At 64.8% G+C, this 19,516-nt stretch carries 17 protein-coding genes and 1 tRNA gene; 8 read left to right on the forward strand and 10 right to left on the reverse strand.

All coding sequences use genetic code 11. The features are described from left to right. Window positions 1–292: 292 nt before the first annotated feature. Both LPW26_RS15020 and LPW26_RS15025 read right to left on the reverse strand, forming a co-directional pair. On the reverse strand, window positions 293–1,342 hold the full coding sequence (locus LPW26_RS15020) for a phosphotransferase family protein (RefSeq protein WP_238736306.1): 1,050 nt from the start codon (window positions 1,340–1,342) through the stop codon (window positions 293–295). 176 nt (window positions 1,343–1,518) lie between these two features. Further along, window positions 1,519–2,751, reverse strand: a complete 1,233-nt coding sequence (locus LPW26_RS15025) for an acyl-CoA dehydrogenase family protein (protein WP_238736222.1) — start codon at window positions 2,749–2,751, stop codon at window positions 1,519–1,521. A gap of 238 nt (window positions 2,752–2,989) precedes the next feature. On the opposite strand from LPW26_RS15025, the gene LPW26_RS15030 reads away from it, so the two are divergent. Then, window positions 2,990–3,652 (forward strand): TetR/AcrR family transcriptional regulator, encoded by a 663-nt coding sequence (locus LPW26_RS15030; protein ID WP_238736223.1) that lies wholly within the window; start codon window positions 2,990–2,992, stop codon window positions 3,650–3,652. 444 nt (window positions 3,653–4,096) lie between these two features. On the opposite strand, the gene LPW26_RS15035 is transcribed toward LPW26_RS15030, so the two are convergent. The 7 genes from LPW26_RS15035 to LPW26_RS15065 all read right to left on the reverse strand — a co-directional run bounded on the left by LPW26_RS15035 (window position 4,097) and on the right by LPW26_RS15065 (window position 11,635). Further along, window positions 4,097–4,870, reverse strand: coding sequence for a MetQ/NlpA family ABC transporter substrate-binding protein (locus tag LPW26_RS15035; protein ID WP_238736224.1), 774 nt, complete (start codon window positions 4,868–4,870; stop codon window positions 4,097–4,099). A 31-nt stretch (window positions 4,871–4,901) separates the two neighbouring features. Further along, entirely contained in the window at window positions 4,902–5,567 is a 666-nt protein-coding gene (locus tag LPW26_RS15040) for a methionine ABC transporter permease (protein WP_238736225.1), read from the reverse strand. Next, entirely contained in the window at window positions 5,557–6,675 is a 1,119-nt protein-coding gene (locus tag LPW26_RS15045) for a methionine ABC transporter ATP-binding protein (protein ID WP_238736226.1), read from the reverse strand. Before LPW26_RS15045 ends, LPW26_RS15040 begins: the two co-directional genes overlap by 11 nt. 178 nt (window positions 6,676–6,853) lie before the next feature. Next, window positions 6,854–7,801 (reverse strand): serine O-acetyltransferase EpsC, encoded by a 948-nt coding sequence (gene epsC / locus LPW26_RS15050; protein WP_238736227.1) that lies wholly within the window; start codon window positions 7,799–7,801, stop codon window positions 6,854–6,856. A 196-nt stretch (window positions 7,802–7,997) separates the two neighbouring features. Further along, window positions 7,998–9,920, reverse strand: a complete 1,923-nt coding sequence (locus LPW26_RS15055; RefSeq protein WP_238736228.1) for a family 2A encapsulin nanocompartment cargo protein cysteine desulfurase — start codon at window positions 9,918–9,920, stop codon at window positions 7,998–8,000. Beyond that, the gene (locus LPW26_RS15060) at window positions 9,907–10,851 is read right to left on the reverse strand and encodes a family 2A encapsulin nanocompartment shell protein (RefSeq protein WP_238736229.1); all 945 of its coding nucleotides are present in this window, start codon (window positions 10,849–10,851) and stop codon (window positions 9,907–9,909) included. Before LPW26_RS15060 ends, LPW26_RS15055 begins: the two co-directional genes overlap by 14 nt. Before the next feature lie 379 nt (window positions 10,852–11,230). Then, window positions 11,231–11,635 carry a DUF4174 domain-containing protein gene (locus tag LPW26_RS15065; RefSeq protein ID WP_238736230.1) on the reverse strand — a complete coding sequence of 135 codons (405 nt, stop codon included), beginning with the start codon at window positions 11,633–11,635 and terminating at the stop codon, window positions 11,231–11,233. 161 nt (window positions 11,636–11,796) lie between these two features. Between LPW26_RS15065 and LPW26_RS15070 the strand changes: the two genes are divergently transcribed. The 4 genes from LPW26_RS15070 to LPW26_RS15085 all read left to right on the forward strand — a co-directional run bounded on the left by LPW26_RS15070 (window position 11,797) and on the right by LPW26_RS15085 (window position 15,071). Then, entirely contained in the window at window positions 11,797–13,044 is a 1,248-nt protein-coding gene (locus LPW26_RS15070) for a DUF763 domain-containing protein (RefSeq protein WP_238736231.1), read from the forward strand. A 68-nt stretch (window positions 13,045–13,112) separates the two neighbouring features. Continuing rightward, a complete protein-coding gene (locus LPW26_RS15075; RefSeq protein WP_238736232.1) occupies window positions 13,113–13,742 on the forward strand; it encodes an alpha/beta hydrolase family protein in 630 nt (209 codons plus the stop codon). Between the two features lie 128 nt (window positions 13,743–13,870). Next, on the forward strand, window positions 13,871–14,350 hold the full coding sequence (locus LPW26_RS15080; RefSeq protein ID WP_238736233.1) for a hypothetical protein: 480 nt from the start codon (window positions 13,871–13,873) through the stop codon (window positions 14,348–14,350). Continuing rightward, window positions 14,343–15,071, forward strand: coding sequence for a hypothetical protein (locus tag LPW26_RS15085; protein ID WP_238736234.1), 729 nt, complete (start codon window positions 14,343–14,345; stop codon window positions 15,069–15,071). The genes LPW26_RS15080 and LPW26_RS15085 overlap by 8 nt, the downstream gene beginning before the upstream one ends. Before the next feature lie 394 nt (window positions 15,072–15,465). Here LPW26_RS15085 and LPW26_RS15090 read toward each other — a convergent pair. Beyond that, window positions 15,466–15,539, reverse strand: a tRNA-Gly gene (locus LPW26_RS15090). A gap of 425 nt (window positions 15,540–15,964) precedes the next feature. Here LPW26_RS15090 and LPW26_RS15095 point away from each other — a divergent pair. The 3 genes from LPW26_RS15095 to glgX all read left to right on the forward strand — a co-directional run bounded on the left by LPW26_RS15095 (window position 15,965) and on the right by glgX (window position 19,490). Beyond that, the gene (locus LPW26_RS15095; protein WP_238736235.1) at window positions 15,965–16,474 is read left to right on the forward strand and encodes a YciE/YciF ferroxidase family protein; all 510 of its coding nucleotides are present in this window, start codon (window positions 15,965–15,967) and stop codon (window positions 16,472–16,474) included. Window positions 16,475–16,485: 11 nt separating this feature from the next. Next, window positions 16,486–17,058, forward strand: coding sequence for a DUF4142 domain-containing protein (locus tag LPW26_RS15100; RefSeq protein WP_238736236.1), 573 nt, complete (start codon window positions 16,486–16,488; stop codon window positions 17,056–17,058). Between the two features lie 227 nt (window positions 17,059–17,285). Next, on the forward strand, window positions 17,286–19,490 hold the full coding sequence (glgX, locus tag LPW26_RS15105) for a glycogen debranching protein GlgX (protein ID WP_238736237.1): 2,205 nt from the start codon (window positions 17,286–17,288) through the stop codon (window positions 19,488–19,490). Window positions 19,491–19,516 lie beyond the last annotated feature (26 nt).

Here is a 19,516-nt window from a genome sequence, read left to right on the forward strand (position 1 = left end):
CGCGTCCATCGCCCCCCGCCCCGCGAACCGTGACGATCGCGTGTCGCCCCTCTCCTTGGGACGGGATGAAGGGACTATAGTCCTTGTAGGAATATTGTCAAGGGAAGCTGTCGCTAGTCTGTAGCCCGGATGGAGCGAAGCGTAATCCGGGGAGCGTTGTCGATGCCGTCCCGGATTTCGCTTCGCTTCATCCGGGCTACTGACGGAGTCAGTGCTCGCGTCGCCCTCACCCCGCCCTCTCCCGCAAGCGGGAGAGGGAGTGCGCTGCGGCGCGGGGTGAGGCCTGAAGTGCTTACTTCGCGCCGGCCTTCTGGGCGAATTCCCATGACAGCTTGGCCATCGGGACGGTGCGGGCGGCGGATTCTTTGGCCTTGTCGGAGGCGGCGGTGCCGTCGCGGACGCGGCCGGCGATGCCCTGCAGAATGCCGGCGAGCCGGAACGTGTTGTAGGCGAGATACCAGTTCATGTTGGAGATGCCGCTGATCCCCGCCGCCTCGCAGTACATGTCGGAGGCCTGCTCCAGCGTCGGCAGGTTGAGCGCCTTCAGGTCGGCATCCATCAGGCCCGGCATCGACCACTGCATCAGCAGGTAGGTGAAGTCGGCCATCGGATCGCCGAGCGTCGACAGCTCCCAGTCGAGCACCGCCTGCACCCGCGGCTCGGTGGCGTGGAAGATCATGTTGTCGAGCCGGTAGTCGCCGTGCACCACCGAGACCCGCTCCTGCACCGGCAGCGTGCTCGGCAGCCATTCCATCAGCCGGTCCATCTCCGGGATCGGCTCGGACACCGACGCCTTGTATTGCTTGGTCCAGCGGTCGATCTGGCGCGCGAAATAATTGCCCGGCTTGCCGAAGTCGCCGAGACCGATTTTCTCCGGATCGTAGCTGTGCAACAGCGCGAGGGTTTCGATCTTGGATTTGAAGATCGCCCAGCGCGACTCCGGCGTCTGGGTCGGCAGGGTCGGATCCCAGAACACCCGGCCCTCTTCCATCGACATGATGTAGAACGACACGCCGATCACCGCGTCGTCGGTGCACAACGCGTAGGCCTTCGCCACCGGGAAGCCCTGCTTGCCGAGCGCGTCGATCACCTTGAATTCGCGGTCGACCGCGTGCGCCGACGGCAGCAGCTTGCCGAACGGCTTGCGCCGCATCACGTAGGAGCGGTTCGGAGTGTTGAGCCGATAGGTGGGGTTCGACTGGCCGCCCCTGAACTGCTGAACCTCGAGCGGGCCCTGATAGCCCTCGACATTCGCCTGCATCCATTCCGCCAGGCGGGCTTCGTCGACCCGATGCCGCTCCTCGACCGGCTTGGTGCCGACGTAGTCCTCGTCATTTCGCATCCCGACCAAAGTGCCGCTCCCTTGTTCTTGTTCGCGCGTTTGCGCAGCGCGTTCCGACCATCCAAAACAGTCATACCCGGGCCAGGCCCGGGTATCCATCTTTTCAAGAGATGGATCGCCGGATCAAGTCCGGCGATAACGTTTTTGCGTGGGCCTGATGCCCCACCCTTGCGGGCTCAGTGCGCCGTGTTGGCGTACTTCTTGAGCTCGAGCCGGGCGATGGCGCGGTTGTGCACCTCGTCCGGACCGTCCGCCAGCCGCAGCGTGCGGATGTGGGCGTAATCCTTGGCGACCCCGGCGTCGTCGGAGACGCCGCCGCCGCCAAAGGCCTGGATCGCGTTGTCGAGGATCTTCAGCGCCATGTTGGGCGCCGCGACCTTGATCATCGCGATCTCGAGCTGCGCGGTCTTGTTGCCGACCTTGTCCATCATGTCGGCGGCCTTGAGGCACAGCAGGCGATTCATCTCGATGTCGGTGCGAGCCTCGGCGATGCGCTGCTCCCAGATCGAATATTCGATGATCTTCTTGCCGAAGGCGGTGCGCGACTGCAGCCGGCGGACCATCTTCTCCAGCGCCTCTTCGGCCTTGCCGATGGTGCGCATGCAGTGATGGATGCGGCCCGGGCCGAGGCGGCCCTGCGCGATCTCGAAGCCGCGGCCTTCGCCGAGCAACAGGTTCGACGCCGGAACGCGCACGTCCTTCATCAGCACCACGCCATGGCCGTGCGGCGCATCGTCGAAGCCGAACACCGGCAGCATCTTTTCGATGGTGATACCGGGGGTGTCGAGCGGCACCAGGATCTGCGACTGCTGCTGATGCTTGGCGGCGTTGAAATCCGTCTTGCCCATCACGATCGCGATCTTGCAGCGCGGATCGCCGACGCCCGACGACCACCACTTACGGCCGTTGATCACGTAGTGATCGCCGTCCTTGACGATGCTGGTCTCGATATTGGTCGCGTCCGACGACGCCACGGCCGGCTCGGTCATCAGGAACGCCGAGCGGATTTCGCCATTCATCAAGGGGCGAAGCCACTGCTTCTTCTGCTCCTTGGTGCCGTAGCGCATCAGCACTTCCATGTTGCCGGTGTCCGGCGCCGAGCAGTTGAACACTTCGGAGGCCCACGAGATGTGGCCCATCTGCTCGGACAGCAGCGCGTATTCGAGATTGGTGAGACCGGCACCGTGGAATTCGTCGTCCTCGTGCGAGGACGGCGGCATGAACAGGTTCCACAGCCCTTCGGCCTTGGCCTTCGCCTTCAGCTCTTCGAGGACCGGGATCACCTTCCAGCGTTCACCCTCGGCGTCCTGCTTGTTGTAGATCGGCACCGCGGGCCGCACATGCGTGGTCATGAAGGCGGTGACGCGTTCCAGCCATTCACGCTGGCGATCGGACATCGTGAAATCCATCAGGCGATCCTCACTCTTTTCCAAGCTGTTGGCCGACAAGGTTGCCGACACTGTCTCCCCGCCGCCCAGCCGTCGCAAGGCGATTCGCCCTGCCACCGGCGGCGCCATAGGCGCGCGACGCGATCGGCTCGGCGGGCCGCCGGCTGTCTGACGCGCTCGCGCATTGACATCCGGCCATGAAACGATAGTTTCATACAGCTGTTTGAAATGCAAGCTCGACGATGTTCCGCAGGATGGCATGGCCGCCGACACCACACGCACCGCGATCCTCCAGGCTGCCGAGAGGCTGTACGCCGAACGTGGTTTCGGCGAGGTGACGCTGCGCGACATCGTCGCGGCGGCGGGCGTCAACCTCGCCGCGGTGAACTATCATTTCGGGTCGAAGGACGAACTGATCGCCGAGCTGTTCGTGACGCGCTCGATCGTCACCAATCGCGAGCGCCTCAAGCTGCTGAAGACCGCCGAAGCCGCGGGCGGCGGCAGCGCACCTGTCGAAGAGATCCTGCGGGCGCTGATCGGCCCGTCGCTGCGCGGCTGCCTCGGCCCCGAAAGCGAGCGCTCGGATTCGGCGCGCTTCATGATCCGCGCCTCGATCGAAACCATCGCGCCGATCCGCAAGATCAAGAACCGCGAGATCGATCACTTACGCAAGTTCGCCGCGGCGCTGCGCCGCGCCCTGCCCGGCCGCGCGGACGAAGATATCTATTGGGGCCTGCATTTCACGCTGGCGATGGCGCAACAAACCGTCCGCGACAGCGAACGCCTGCTCCGCCTGTCGGAGGGCCGCTGCGACCTCGACGACGTCGACGGCGTGATCGACCGCGTCGTCAGCGTCGCGGCGCTGGCGCTGACGGCGGGTGCTGCGGTGGACGAGAAGCAGGCGGCGCGGCGGGGACGTTAGCGGGAGGAGTCCGATCGCCACGCCAATTGACTCTGCGCCAGACGCGCGAGCGCTTGATTGGGGCGATACGGCGCTGCCACTGGCACTGCGTCCTCATCCTGAGGAGCCCGGCGAAGCCGGGCGTCTTGAAGGATGGGGCCACGCGGTGCCCATCGCACATGGTTCGAGACGGCGCTACGCGCCTCCTCACCATGAGGTTGTGCGTGTGGCAACTCCGGCTGAAGAGAAATCAGAGCCGCTGCGCGCGCCTTGCTCTCCGCCGTCATCGCTCGCGAAAGCGGGCGACCCAGTATCCCAGTGAGTCAGTGTTGAAGCGCTTCACACCAGCCGCGGGTGCACTGCAATACTGGATCCCCCGCATGCGCGGAGGATGACGGTTGGTGATGGAGCGGGCGTCGTGCCCCATTTTTGGCAACAGTCGACGACTTCGGCCTCGCCGCCCCCTCACCACGCCGGGATATACGTCCCCTTGAACCGCGTCTCGACGAACTGCTTCACCGGGTCGGAGTGATAGGCCTCGATCAGTTGCTTGACCCAGGGCTTGTCCTTGTCTTCCTCGCGGACCGCGATGATGTTCACCCACGGGCCTTCAACTTCCTCGCGGCCGATGGCGTCCTTGGCCGGGTTGAGGCCGGCCTGGACCGCGTAGTTGTTGTTGATCGAGACCAGATCGACGTCCTGCAGCGAGCGCGGCAATTGCGCGGCGTCGAGTTCGACGAATTTCAGCTTCTTCGGATTGTCGATGATGTCGGCGACGCTGGCGGTGGCGCCCGCGCCGTCCTTCAGCTTGATGATGCCGTGCAGTGCCAGGATCAACAGGCCGCGCGCGCCGTTCGACGGATCGTTGGCGATCGCCACGGTGGCGCCCTGCGGCAGGTCGGCGAGCGTCTTGTATTTGACTGAGTACACGCCCTGCGGCGACGCGATCGTATTGGCAACCTTGACGATCTTCCAATTGGTCTTGGAGACCTGGTTCTTCAGGTAAGGCTCGTGCTGGAACGAGTTCGCCTCGAGCTCCTTCTGCGCCAGCGCCTGGTTCGGCACCACGTAGTCGGTGAACTCGATCGGCTTGACGTCGAGCCCGCGCTCGGCCGCGACCTTCTTCACCACGTCGAGGATCTCGGCATGCGGACCGGCGGTGACGCCGACCCGGATGGTTTCGGCATGGGCGGCGCCGGCGAAAGCCAGCGCGATGAGCGAGACGGCAAGACGGCGCATCGACAAACTCCTTGTTACTTCGAAACGGAAATCAGGACCGGCGACTGCGGCGATCGAGCTTGCGTGCCAGCGTGTCGCCGAGCGTCTGCACGCCCTGCACCAGCGCGATCAGCACCAGCACCACCGTCAGCATCACCTCGGGCATGAAGCGCTGATAGCCGTAGCGGATGCCAAGGTCGCCGAGCCCGCCGCCGCCGACCGCGCCGACCATCGCCGAATAGCCGAGCAGGCTGACCAGCGTCAGCGTCAGCGCCATGATCACCGCCGGCATCGCCTCGGGCAGCAGCACCTTGCGGACGATCTGCAGCGGGCTGGCGCCGAACGCACGCGCGGCTTCGATCAGGCCGTGATCGACTTCGCGGATCGCCGCCTCGATGACGCGGGCGATGAACGGAATCGCTGCGATGGTCAGCGGCACGGTCGCCGCCGCGGTACCGATCGAAGTGCCGACCAGCAGCCGCGTCAACGGCACGATCGCGACCACGAGGATGATGAAGGGCGTCGAGCGGGTGGCGTTGACGATGACGCCGATGATGCGGTTGGCGACCGGCGCGGCGAACAATTCACCGGCGCGGCTGGTAGCCAGGAAGACGCCGAGCGGCAGGCCGATCAGCGTGCCGAACAGGCCGGACAGCCCGACCATCGCCAGCGTGTCGAGCAGCGACGACCAGATCATGCGAATGAGTTCAGGCGACATAGCCGAGTTGCTCCACCAGATTGTTGCCGGCCGACAATTGCGCGATCACCTGGCGCAGTACGTCTGGCGCGGCGGCGAGCGACACGATCAGGGTGCCGAACGGATGGCCGGCGATCATCTCGACCTGGCCGGACAGAATGTTGAGATCGACGCCTAAGTCGCGCGACACCCGCGACAGCAGCGGCTGGTTGGCGTCGCTGCCCTTGAAGGTGATGCGCAGCACCGCACTTCCGCCGGGCGGCTGGGTCGGCTGCAGCTTCTCCAGCAGCCAGTCCGGCGCGCCGCTGCCGGTGACGGACGAGACGAACCGCCGCGTTACTTCATGGCGCGGCGTGGCGAACACGTCGAAGGTCGCGCCGTCCTCGACGATGCGGCCGCCCTCGATCACCGCGACGCGATCGGCCAGCGCCTTCACCACCGCCATCTCGTGGGTGATGAACAGGATGGTGAGATGCAGATCGCGGTTGATCTGCTTCAAGAGCTCGAGAATCTGATCGGTGGTTTCCGGATCGAGCGCCGAAGTGGCTTCGTCCGACAGCAGCACCGAGGGCTCGGTGGCGAGCGCGCGGGCGATGCCGACGCGCTGCTTCTGGCCACCGGACAGCTCGGCCGGATAGCGGTCGCGCTTATCGGCCAGCCCGACCATATCGAGCAGCGGCAGCACGCGCTTTTCGATCTCGGCCTTGGGCGTGCCGGCGATCTCCAGCGGCAATGCGACGTTGCCGAACGCCGTGCGCGACGACAGCAGATTGAAATGCTGAAACACCATGCCGATCGAACGCCGCGCGCCGCGCAGGTCGCGTTCGCTCAGCGCGGTGATCTCGACGCCGTTGACGACGACGCGTCCGCTCGACGGTTTGTCGAGCCCGTTGATCAGCCGGATCAGCGTCGACTTGCCGGCGCCGCTACGGCCGATCACGCCGAGGATCGATCCCTTCGGCACGCTGAGGCTGATGTCGTCGAGCGCCACCACCTCGGCGCTGCTGTTGCGGGCCGCATACACCTTGCGGACGCGGTCGATCAGGATGCCCGTAGCGGCTGTCGGACTGGAGACCGGACGGTCTTCCGCGGGCGGTTGCCAGGGGGCATTCATAACAGGCTTGCTCATCGATCCAGGATGCCGTCACCGGGACGGCGCTGTCCATCGGGTACCGTCCCTGCCGCTGCACCGCAATGCACGGAGAATAAAAACAACGTCTGGAGCGATCCGACGGCGCCTCGCGGGACACTCCCGCCCCCGATCGCTGCGGTTGGAGAATAATTTTCCAGTACAAGCGAACGGCGATTCAGATCCCGCCGCCGTTCTCGAACGAGTCCGCGACCGGCTTGGCCTGAGTGACGACGGTGCCGGGCGGCACGCTACGGGTCAGCCAGACGCCGCCGCCGACCTGGGAGCCCTGCCCGATCGTGACGCGGCCCAGCACGGTCGCGCCGGCATAGATCACCACGTCGTCCTCGATGATCGGATGGCGGTCGCCGCCCTTCACGATCCGGCCGTGCTCGTTGGTCTCGAACCGCTTGGCGCCGAGCGTCACCGCTTGATACAGCCGCACGCGCTTGCCGATCCGTGCGGTCTCGCCGATCACCACGCCGGTGCCGTGGTCGATGAAGAAGCTCTCGCCGATGGTGGCGCCGGGATGGATGTCGATGCCGGTCTGCGCATGCGCGATCTCGGCGACGATCCGCGCCAGCATCGGCACCCCGAGCACATACAGCTGGTGCGCGATGCGATGCCGGATCATGGCGGCGACGCCGGGATAGCAGAACACCACCTCGTCCAGGCTCTTGGCTGCCGGATCACCATCGAACGCCGCGCGGATGTCGCTGTCGAGCAGTGCGCGGATGCGCGGCAGACCGTGAGCGAAATCCGTCGTGATGGTCAGCGCCTGCTGCTCGATTTCGCCGGGCTTGGCGGCGCCGTCGAGATCGGCAAGGTGCAGCTCGCGGCCGACCTCGCGCTGCAGCCGCGTCAGCGCCTGCTCGATGGTGTCGGCGACGTAGATGTCGAGCCCATCCTCCGATAGCCCCGCCGGCCCGAAGTGCCGCGGATACAGCGCCGACACCAGGCCGTCGACGAGCCCGGCAACCGCCTCGCGCGACGGCAGATCCGGCAGCGGCCGGCCCCGATAACGTCGGCGCTGCGAGACGGCGCGCAGCCCGGCCAGTTCGGCGACGATCGCGCCGAGATCCGATGCTGGTTCTGAGACGATACGGGGCTCGGCGGATTGCGGCATGCGGGAGACTCCGACTTGTTAGCTTCAAAGCGTCGAGCGACAACCTCTCCCCGTCATTGCGAGCGAAGCGAAGCAATCCAGCGTCGTGCATGGCGCTGGATTGCTTCGTCGCGGAGCCTGTGCCCGGACGGCGCAAGGCGCCGATCCGGGTGCTCCTCGCAATGACGCGTTGATAGTTATGTTACTAACTTGACCTTCATCCTCGCTTCACGCCCCGCCCGCTCTGCAGACGCCGCAGCGCGTCGACCAATGCGTCGATGTCGTCATGCGTGTTGTAGAGCGCGAGCGACGGGCGCACCGTGGTTTCGACACCGAAGCGGCGCAGGATCGGCTGGGCGCAATGATGGCCGGCGCGCACCGCGATGCCTTCGCGATCGAGCGCCTTGCCGACGTCCTCGCTGCGGCAACCATCGAGCACGAACGACATGATGCCGGCTTTCTCGCGTGCGGTGCCGATCAGCTTCAGGCCGGGCACCGTCAGCAGCCGCTCGGTGCCATAAAGGAGTAGTTCGTGCTCGTGCGCCGCGATGTTGGCCATGCCGATGCGGCTCAGATAATCGATCGCGGCGCCGAGCCCGACGGCGTCGGCGATGTTGCCGGTGCCGGCCTCGAAGCGGTCCGGCGGCCCCTGGAAGATGGTCTTCTCGAAGGTGACGTCGGCGATCATATTGCCGCCGCCCTGCCAGGGCGGCATCGCTTCCAGCACGTCGGCCTTGCCGTACAGCACGCCGATGCCGGTCGGCGCGAACATCTTGTGGCCGGAGAAGGCGTAGAAATCGACGTCCAGCGCCTGCACGTCGACCGGCAGGTGGCAGATGCCCTGCGCACCGTCGACCAGCACCCTGGCGCCGTGGCGATGCGCCAGCGCGGTCATCTCGGCAACCGGCGTCACCGTGCCGAGCGCGTTCGACACCTGCGTGAACGCAACGATCTTCGTCTTCGGCCCGAGCAGCTTCTCGTACTCGTCCAGCAAAATCTGACCATGATCGTCGACCGGCGCGACGCGCAGCCGCGCGCCTTTCTCGGCCGCGAGTTGCTGCCATGGCACGATGTTGGCGTGGTGCTCGAGATGCGACACCACGATCTCGTCGCCCTCGCCGATATTCCGCCGGCCCCAGGCCTGCGCCACCAGATTGATCGCCTCGGTGGCGCCGCGCACGAACACCACGTCCTTCACCGACGGCGCATTGATGAACGCGCGGACCTTGTCGCGCGCCGCCTCGTAGACGTCGGTCGCGCGCGCCGCCAGCGTATGCGCGGCGCGGTGGATGTTGGAATTCTCGTGCTTGTAGAAGTGCGCCAGCCGGTCGATCACGCATTGCGGCTTCTGCGTCGTGGCGCCGTTGTCGAGCCAGACCAGCGGGCGGCCGTTGACGGTCTCCTGCAGGATCGGGAAATCGCGTTTGAATACGTTCGCGTCGAACGGCCGCGTGCCGGACAGATCGAGCACGTGCACCTCGGTGCGGTGCTGCGAGGCCAGCCCGGCGAGATCGAACGTCTCCGCGCGCGGAGCCGGCGACGGCGGCGCGGCGGGTGTCGCCCGCGCCAGAGGATTGTCGGCGAGGAAGTACAGCGGCGCCGAGGCCGCGGCCGCGCTCGCGCCGAACGGACCTGCGCCGGCCCCCTCGGGCGGCACGAAGCTGCGCAAATCCCCGAGCCGACCCGGCAGCGCCGCCAGATCCGTCTCGCGCGCGAACACAGGTTCGATTACCGGCGCGGAGGCCGGCGGCGGAGCGACCGGCGTCGCCGCCAGTGGCACCGTCAGGTCGAGCGGCGCGATGGGAGAGCGTGGGCTCGCGGCTTCCGGCGCAAGCTTCGGATCGAGCGCGAACCCGGGCGCCGATGGCCGCGCCGCGCCGATCGTCGGGATCGGCGACGCCGAGCCCGGATTATGGTTCGGCTTGAGCGACGGCGTCAGCGGCGGCGTGCCGGGGATCGCATTCAGCAGAGGTTCGGCGGCGAACAGCGGCGCCGAGCCGAGCGCTGCGCCCGGCGCTGGCACGGCGCCGTTCGGCAGCGCCGAGAACAACGCATTCGCCAGCCGCGCGATAGCGTCGACATCCGGCGCGCCGAGCGGCGCGGACGCGGGATGCAGCACCGCAGGCTCAGGCGTACTCATGATACGTCCCGACCTCGACGTCATCGAGCACGCCGAGCGCATCCTCGGTCAGCACCGCCAGCGAGCAGTACAGCGAGATCAGATAGGACGCGATCGCCTTGCGATTGATGCCCATGAAGCGCACCGACAGGCTCGGCGCCACTTCGCCCGGCACGCCGGGCTGGAACAGGCCGACCACGCCCTGCTTCTTCTCGCCGGTGCGCAGCAGCAGGATCTTGGTGCGGCCCTGCTCATCGACCGGCACCTTGTCGGACGGCACCAGCGGCAGCCCGCGCCAGGTCAGGAACGGCGAGCCGAACAGATTGAGCGTCGGCGGCGGCACGCCGCGCCGGGTGCATTCGCGGCCGAACGCGGCGATCGCGCGCGGGTGCGCCAAGAAGAATGCCGGCTCCTTCCACACCTTGGTGATCAGCTCGTCGAGATCGTCCGGCGTCGGCGGCCCCCTGCGGGTCGAGATCCGCTGCGACGGCGCGGTGTTGGCGAGCAGCCCGTATTCGGCATTGTTGATCAGCTCGCTCTCCTGCCGCTCCTTGACCTTCTCGATCAGCAGCCGCAACTGTTCCTGAATCTGATCGAACGGATGGCTGTAGAGGTCGGACACGCGGGTTTGCACGTCGAGCACGGTGGTCACGGCGTTGAGGAAGTATTCGCGCGGCTGCTCCTCGTAATCGACGAAGGTCTCCGGCAGATCCGCATCGCGATCACGCCGCGGACTGCACTCGACATCGAACGAGGGTGACGCGGTCGCGCCGCGGGTCTCCTTGACGCGGTTCAGGCGAAAGATACCAGCCTCGACCGGTGTCCAGTGCAGCAGCGGCACCAGCCAGCGCGGCGAGATACCGCCCCATTGCGCCCGAGTCTTGGTAGCGTTGGCAAGCTGCCGCGCAGCGCCTTCCGCGAGTGTCCTGCGGATTTCGGTATCATCAGCCATCTGATCTCTTCCCCTGCACGCGCATCGCCGTTGACGCGCGCCGTTCAACTGGAACTAACAACCGGGATAAGAGAAGATTTGCACCGAGTCCACGCCGGGGACGTTCGATTATTCCGGCGCGATGGAGAATAGCATTCTACTAACAACAGCAATAAACTCCTCGATGCTAATCGCAGCCGTGCGGTCAGCACCGCATTCTCCCGACGCGCCACGCAGGAGAACGAGGTGCTAAGCGGGTGCTTCATCATTCTTTCGGTGCATAGGAATGATCTACTCTGGTCCCACAGGCGCTTCGGTGCGCCGCCGCGGAAGACCGGCGAGTGTCAGCCCGTCAGGATGTGAAGGGTAATAGCAGACCAGCGGATCATCGCGAACGCTATCAGCGCGTGCGCCGCATCTCGTCGCGCCGCATCGGCATCGCATCGACCTTGGCGAACAGAACCTCCGCCGACAGAGGCTTGTCCGAGGAGAGCGCGGTGTGGCCGTCCTTGCCGATCAGGAACACCTGAAATCGCTTGCCATCGGCGGACAGCCGCGACCGGATCTGACGCGCGCGGTCGCTATCGCCGACCGCCTCGCGCAGAACGATCCCGCGTTCGGACATGCCGGCGGCGGCCGCCTGATAAATCTGGCGCTGCTGCTCTACGGCGGCGTTGCCGGCGGGCGCGACGACGACGATGACGCGGTTTTTCCACCGCAATTCGTCGAGCGGCGACGCCTGGCTGTGGCCGGTCATCAGCATCATCCCCGTCACCAGTCCCGTCGCGAGCTTTCGGACGTGCATCATGTTCCTCGGCTTGTTTGCCGCCCCTCCGGTAACGTCGGACGCGATCGAATGATCCAGCCAGTCCGAGAGCCGTCGTCCGGATTTCGGCAGCAGCCTCGTTGCCAATGCTCGGAGCGCTGCCTAGACTCTGGCCATGAGCTCGATGACATTTGCCCCGCATGACCCGGCGTAGCGGCAGCGCGGATCTGCCGCTGCATGGCGGCCGCGTCCCGCAATGGCTGGCGGACCGCATGTCGGCGCTCGGCGCCATTGTCTGTCAGGCGATCGTGCATCATTACGGCCGCGAGGAATTGCTCGCCCGCCTCGCCCACCCGTTCTGGTTTCAGGCATTCGGCAGCGTGATGGGGATGGACTGGCACTCGTCGGGCATCACCACGAGCGTGATCGGTGCGTTGAAGCGCGGGCTTGCGCCGCTCGGCAACGAGCTCGGCGTTCATGTCTGCGGCGGTCGCGGGCGGCATTCGCGGCGCACGCCGGACGAACTGATGGCGCTGGGACAGCGCGTCGGTTTCGACGGCGCGGCCCTGACCCGCGCCAGCCGGCTGGTCGCCAAGGTCGACAGCGCCGCCGTGCAGGACGGCTTCGACCTGTATCTGCACGGCTTCTTCGTCACCGACGACGGACAGTGGACCGTTGTGCAGCAGGGCATGAACGAGACCAAGCGGCAGGCGCGCCGCTACCACTGGCATTCGGAAAACCTCGCGAGCTTCGTCGAAGCGCCGCACGCCGCGATCGACGGACCGACGCAGGGCCAGATCGTCAACCTCACCGACAGGCGCGCGGCGCCGTCGCGCGAGGCTCAGCTCGAATTGCTGGCCGACCTCGGCCCCGACGGCGTTGTCCGGACCTATCTGGATGCGACCGCAGAGCCTCCCGCACAAGCCATGCTGCCGCATCTGATCATGCCGGCACATCACGATGTCCGCTCGGCAGACGTCTTCACACGCCGGCTGCACGGCACCCTCGCCGCCGCGGCCGATCGCGGCCCGATCGACTTTCCAGACCTGCTGCTCACGCCCGGCGTCGGCGCCCGCACCGTTCAATCGCTGGCGATGGTCGCCGAGGTCGTGCACGGCGCGCCGTATCGGTTCGCCGATCCAGCCCGCTTCTCGCTAGCGCATGGCGGCAAGGACCGCCATCCGTATCCGGTCCCGATCAAGGTCTACGACGAGACGATCCGCGTGCTGAAGTCCGCGGTGCAGAACGCCAGGCTCGGGCGCGACGAGGAGCTGCAGACCATCCGGCGACTCGACGAGCAGGCGCGCCGCCTGGAGCGCACCGCGAGCGGGCCGTCATTCGAGGACTACGTCGGCGGCGAGCGCAAGGCCTCGCCGGCACTCGGCGGCCGCTCGGTGTTCGGCTGGGAAGCCGACCTCGTCGGCGTTGCGAGCGCGCCAGCCAAATGACCCGCGCGCCTGCGACTGAGCTGTTCAAGATCGAGGGCGAGAGCGCGTTGCCGTTATCGGCGATCTGGATGAAGCCTGACGACGCACGGGCCTGCCTGGTGCTTGCGCATGGCGCCGGCGCGGGCATGACGCATGCGTTCATGGAGCACGTCGCAACCGGACTCGCCGCGCACGGCGTGGCGACGCTGCGCTTCCAGTTTCCCTACATGGAGAAAGGCAGCAAGCGCCCGGATTCCCCCGCCGTCGCACACACGGCGATCCGCGACGCGGTAGCCGAGGCGCGCAGGCGCTGCGGCAACCTTCCGCTGCTGGCCGGCGGCAAATCCTTCGGCGGCCGGATGACCTCGCAGGCGCAAGCGCTGGCACCGCTGGACGGCGTGCGCGGCCTCGTCTTCCTCGGCTTCCCGCTGCATCCGGCCGGAAAGCCCGCGATCACCCGTGCCGAGCACCTCGCCGACATTCGCGTGCCGATGCTGTTCGTCCAGGGGACGCGCGACAAACTCGCCGAGCCGGATCTGCTCGGCCCCGTGATCCACCAACTCGGCAAAACCGCCACCCTGCACCCGGTCGCCGACGCCGATCACGCCTTCCACGTCCCAGCCCGCACCGGCCGGCGGGACGGCGATGTGACCAGCAAGATTTGTGGGGCGGTGGCGGGGTGGGTCGAGCGCACAATCGGCGCGATTTTTGATCTTTAGCCGTTGATACCGCCCATAGACCCTATCTTAAAGAAGGTTGCGAGCTCAAATTATTCTATTGTAGGCTGATTCATTCTCAATGTTATTTGAGGGGCACGGAAGTGGAAGGCAACCTAGCGAGTATTAAGGTGAAGCTGGGCAACGTGGAAATCGAATATCAAGGCGCCTCCGAATTCTTGCAGGCTGATCTGATTCGAATACTGAAAGAGCTACTAGAACTTCAGAAAGAGTTTCCCGCTGTCGAAGCCACAGCCTCACCAGCAAATCCAACCATTGATCAATTGGGCAAGAAAAACAACGAGACGCGGGTTGTTCACGATCATTCCACAAGCACGATCGCTACCATCTTAGCTGTCAGCTCGGGACCAGAACTCGTAAAGGCCGCCGCCGCCCATATTCATTTTTCGAAAGCTGGGAAAACGTTCTCCCGACAAGAACTTATCGATGCAATGCGCTCCGCACCAGCGTATTTCAAAGAGACTTTTATCAATAACTTGAGCTCAAGCCTGAAGCGGCTAACGAAAGACGACGTATTGCGCGTCGTCGGCAATGACTCGTTTTCGTTATCAGCTAAAGCCATCGCAGAGATAGAGCCCAAACTTGCTTAAAGCACCTGAACTGAAAAATTGGCTGCACCGTGATCTGACAAGAAAAGATAAGGTGCTTCTCGTATTAGCATCAGATGATACAAACTGGCAGGTCGCGGAGATCAGGGCTCGGGCCCTCGATGCTGGATTGAGGGATATCGTTAATTGGAACGTGTCCCAGATACTTGGAACGACCAAAGGACTTGCTATCGCGACACCAAAGGGATGGGAGTTGACGGATGCCGGGAAGCAACACTTAAGGACGCTGGGCGTTTCAAGCATCAGTCCCGCAGCAGTGCTGATAGCTACCGATCTACGCAATCTCCTCTCACGCGTAAAAGATAGTGATACGCGGGCCTTCGTGCAAGAAGCGGTGCAGTGTTATGAATTTGAGCTATATCGCTCGGCAGTAGTGATGTCGTGGCTTGCTGCGGTACATGTACTAAAGGCGGTCGTTCAAGCCCAATATCTGACTGCCTTCAATACTGAAGCGTCGAGGATTGACCAGAAGTGGAAACCAGCCAAGACGACTGATGACCTTGGACGAATGCAAGAAACGGAATTCCTAGACCGGATCGCGGCCATTTCCGTTATCGGCAAGAACGTCAAAGACGAACTGCAAAAGTGCCTAAAATTACGCAATGGTTGCGGTCACCCCAATAGTTTGAAGATTTCAACGAACACCGTCGCGAGCCACATCGAAATTCTAATTTTGAACGTTTTCACCCCGTTCGCTCGATAGCCGTATGCTCTTCGAATTGTGCACTTACCCCCACCTCTCTGCATTCTCCCGATTCAGATCGGTCTTCGCAGTCGCAATCCGATCCTGCAGGCTCATGGTCATATTTTCCGGCGGCTCTCGGAAGCCTTGAGAGCTTCAATCAGGTCGGGTTGGACTATGAGGATGCGGCGAATCACGCTTATTCGAAATCACGCCCGCACTAAACGGACGTAGAGCGCGGGCGTGGTTTGGGCGGCTTCGCCTACACTTCCCGGCATTTCCACGGCTCGCTCATCTCGGGGCATCCCGAGGAACGGCGCCATGTTGGCGAAGAATTCAGTGGTCCCACTGCGGCCCACGGCAGGCTCACGGGTCGGTTAAGCAATTGTGACGTATAATTTTTGCAATGGCCTGGTGGAGCGGGTGAAGGGAATCGAACCCTCGTATTCAGCTTGGAAGGCTGCTGCTCTACCATTGAGCTACACCCGCGTCGGGCGTTGCCTAACATGCCCGCGGGCTCGCCTCAACACCCTGTGGGGCCGCAGGCGGGGATGATGGCGAGCGGGTGCGCCCGCCGCCGCCTTGGCAAGGCCGGCCGCGCCTTCCTGGAGCAGCTGTCGCCGTCCTTCAAGGGCCAACGGCCCGTGCACGGTGCGGCCGGGGGCCCTCCGATCGTGGTCGGCGCAGGCGCAGTGCCTGGGGCTCCCTCACCCCCGCCCTCTCCCGCAAGCGGGAGAGGGAGCCTGCCGTGCTCGGCGTCCGACGTCGGTTGTCCCCGCAGCCGGGCCTGCGGCTGCCCGTCGGACACCCCGCCCGTCGCACCGGCGCGTGCCTGCCTCCGCCGCCATCGCGCAATTGGAACAGAACGGGCGCGTTCCAGTTGTGGGGCAAACACCCTACCACCGGAGGCGACGATGGGCTTTTTCAGCAAGGACATTCAGACGATGGACGACATGCTGCTGCATGGTCTCCGCGACATCTATTATGCCGAGCAGCAGATCACCAAGGCGCTGCCGACGATGATCGAGCAGGCGACCAACCGGGACCTCGCCGCCGGCCTCAAGGCGCATCTGGAAGAGACCGAGAAGCAGATCGAGCGGCTCGATCAGGTGTTCAAGAAGCTCGGCGAGAAGCCCTCCGGCATCGACTGCCCGGCGATCGACGGGCTGATCAAGGAAGCCAACGAGACCGCCAGCGAAATCGCCGACAAGACCGTGCTCGACGCCGCGATCATCGCCAATGCGCAGGCGGTCGAGCACTACGAGATCGCCCGCTACGGCACGCTGATCGCCTGGGCCGAGGAACTGGGGCACGACGACATCGTGCGCTTCCTCACCACCAATCTGAACGAAGAAAAAGCGGCCAACACCAAGCTCAACACCGTGGCGCTCCGGAAGGGCGTCAATCGCAAGGCCGCAAGCTGAGGATATCCGCCATGAAACGTACCATGATCGCACTGGGCTGCTGCCTGCTGATGGCAACGCCCGTGCTGGCGCAATCGGTCGGCGAGAAGACCGGCGTGAATTCCGTCCTCGGCGTCGCGCCGACCACCGCCGACTTCGTCAGGCAGGCGGCGATCAGCGACATGTTCGAGATCCAGTCGAGCAAGCTGGCCGAGCAGAAGGGCGACACTGCCACCAAGGCGTTCGCCAAGGAGATGGTCGCCGACCACACCAAGACCAGCACCGAACTGAAGTCGCTGATCTCCGCCGGCAAGGTGAAGGCGGAATTGCCGACCCAGCTCGATGATGCGCATCGCAGCAAGCTGGACAAGCTGACCAGCGCCAGCGGCGCGGACTTCAACGAGACCTATGTGGAGCAGCAGATCTCGGCCCATAAGGACGCGGTGTCGCTGTTCGATCGCTACGCCCGCGGCGGCGAGAGCGCCGAGCTGAAGACCTGGGCCGGCAAGACGCTGCCGGCGCTCAAGCATCATCTCGACATGGCACAGACCCTCGACAAGCAGCGGTCGAACACGACCTCGCAGTCGACCAAACCCGGCAAATAATCCCCTCCCGCCAAACTGGGCCCGGGCGCGCAAGCGTCCGGGCCTTTTTTCGTTGTGCGGGACGCGGCCGAGCCGGACAGCTCCGGAACCGAAATCGAAATACGGCATTATCGCGTCTGCAGGCGGGGAAGTTTCTCAATGATAACAGACCGATCGAGTTCAATCGGGGTTGGGCCGAGGGCCGAGCTTCGTGATTGCGCCTGCGCGCCAACGCTGAAGGACCCGCGATGACCGACACGGATACGCTCGACCCGCCGCCCGCGACCACCGAAGCGCCCGCACAGCCTGAAGCTGCGCCGAAGCCGGAGCCGGGCTATCATGTGGTGACCGACAACAGCACCGTGCGCGAAGGCCTCCCCTTCCCGCTCGGCGCCTGCTGGGACGGCGAAGGCACCAACTTCGCGCTGTTCTCCGCCAACGCCACCAAGGTCGAGGTCTGCCTGTTCGACGGCGATACCGAGCGCCGGATCGAACTGCCCGAATACACCGACGAAGTCTTTCACGGCTACATACCGGATGTCGGCCCGGGCACCTTCTACGGCTACCGCGTCCACGGTCCCTACGAGCCCGAGAACGGCCACCGCTTCAATCCCAACAAGCTGCTGCTCGACCCCTATGCGCGCGCCCACGCCGGCGAGCTGAAATGGGATCCGGCCGTGTTCGGCTATCAGATGGAAAGCGGCGACGACACCACGTTCGACGAACGCGACAGCGCCCGCTTCGTGCCGAAATGCGTCGTCGTCGATCCGGACTTCGACTGGCGCGGCGAGCCCGGGCGCAAATTCGTGCCGTGGGATCAGACCATCGTGTACGAGACCCACGTCAAGGGCTTCACCAAGCTTCACCCGGGCGTCCCCGAGGATCTTCGCGGCACCTATGCGGGCTTCGGCTCGCAGGCCGTGGTCGATTACATCGCCTCGCTCGGCATCACCGCCGTCGAGTTGCTGCCTATCCACACCTTCGTCAACGACAGCTATCTGCTCGAAAAGAATCTGGTGAACTACTGGGGCTACAACACCATCGGCTTCTTCGCGCCCGACCCGCGCTACGCCGCCGACGTGCCGAACTCGCTGCGCGAGTTCAAGGAGATGGTGTCCAAGCTGCACGACGCCGGCCTCGCCGTGATCCTCGACGTGGTCTACAACCACACCGCCGAGGGCAACGAACTCGGCCCGACGCTGTCGTTCAAGGGCATCGACAACGCCAACTACTACCGGCTGCTGCCCGACCAGAAGCGCTACTACATCAACGACACCGGCACCGGCAACACCGTCAACCTGTCGCACCCGCGCGTGATCCAGATGGTGACCGACTCGCTGCGCTATTGGGCCGGCGAGATGCATATCGACGGCTTCCGGTTCGACCTCGGCACCATCCTGGCGCGCGAAACCCACGGCTTCGACGAACAGAGCGGCTTCCTCAAGGCCGTCAATCAGGACCCGCTGCTGAGTTCGGTGAAGCTGATCGCCGAGCCCTGGGATTGCGGCCCCGGCGGCTATCAGGTCGGCGGCTTTCCGCCGGGTTGGGCGGAATGGAACGACAAGTTCCGCGATACGCTGCGCGACTATTGGCGCAGCGAGGCCAGCGCCGCGGCACTGGCCCCTCGCCTGTCCGGTTCCGGCGACATGTTCAATCGCCAGGGCCGGCGCGCGTGGTCGAGCGTCAACTTCGTCACCGCACATGACGGCTTCACGCTGAACGACTGGGCCAGCTACAACGAGAAGCACAACGCCGAAAACGGCGAGGACGGCAAGGACGGCCACTCGGACAACCGCTCGTGGAACTGCGGCGCCGAAGGTCCGACCGACGATGCCGACATCATCGCGCTGCGCGAGCGCCAGAAGCGCAACATGCTGACGACGCTGCTGCTGGCGCAAGGAACCCCGATGATGCTGGCGGGCGACGAATTCGGCCGCACGCAGAAAGGCAACAACAACGCCTACTGCCAGGACAACGAGATCTCCTGGGTGCATTGGGATCACGACGACGCGGCGCGCGAGCTGTTGAACTTTACCAAGCGGCTGATCGCGCTCCGGCGCGACTGCCCGACGCTGCGGCGCAGCCGCTTTCTGCAAGGGCAGTACGACGAAGAACTCGGCATCTGCGACGTCACCTGGATCAACGCCAATGGCGGCCCGATGCAGGACGAGCACTGGCAGGACGGCAACGTCAAATGCTTCGGCATGCTGCTCGATGGCCGCGCCAGGAAGACCGGCATCCGACGGGCCGCGGAGGACGACACGGTGCTGTTGATCACCAACAGTTTCGACGGGCTGGTCGAGTTCACTCTGCCCGAAGTTCCGCACGGCTCGAAATGGTCGCTGGTGATCGATACCAACATTCCGAATGCCGAAGAGAGTGAGGTTTTCGACTGCGGGGCGGCCTATCAGGTCACGGCGCGGTCGGCCCTGCTGTTCAAGCTGATCACTTGACGATCGCGGTTTGCCGCTAATTTGCG

Source organism: Rhodopseudomonas infernalis (assembly GCF_022271405.1).
In the GTDB taxonomy this organism is placed as follows: Bacteria; Pseudomonadota; Alphaproteobacteria; order Rhizobiales; family Xanthobacteraceae; genus Rhodopseudomonas; species Rhodopseudomonas infernalis.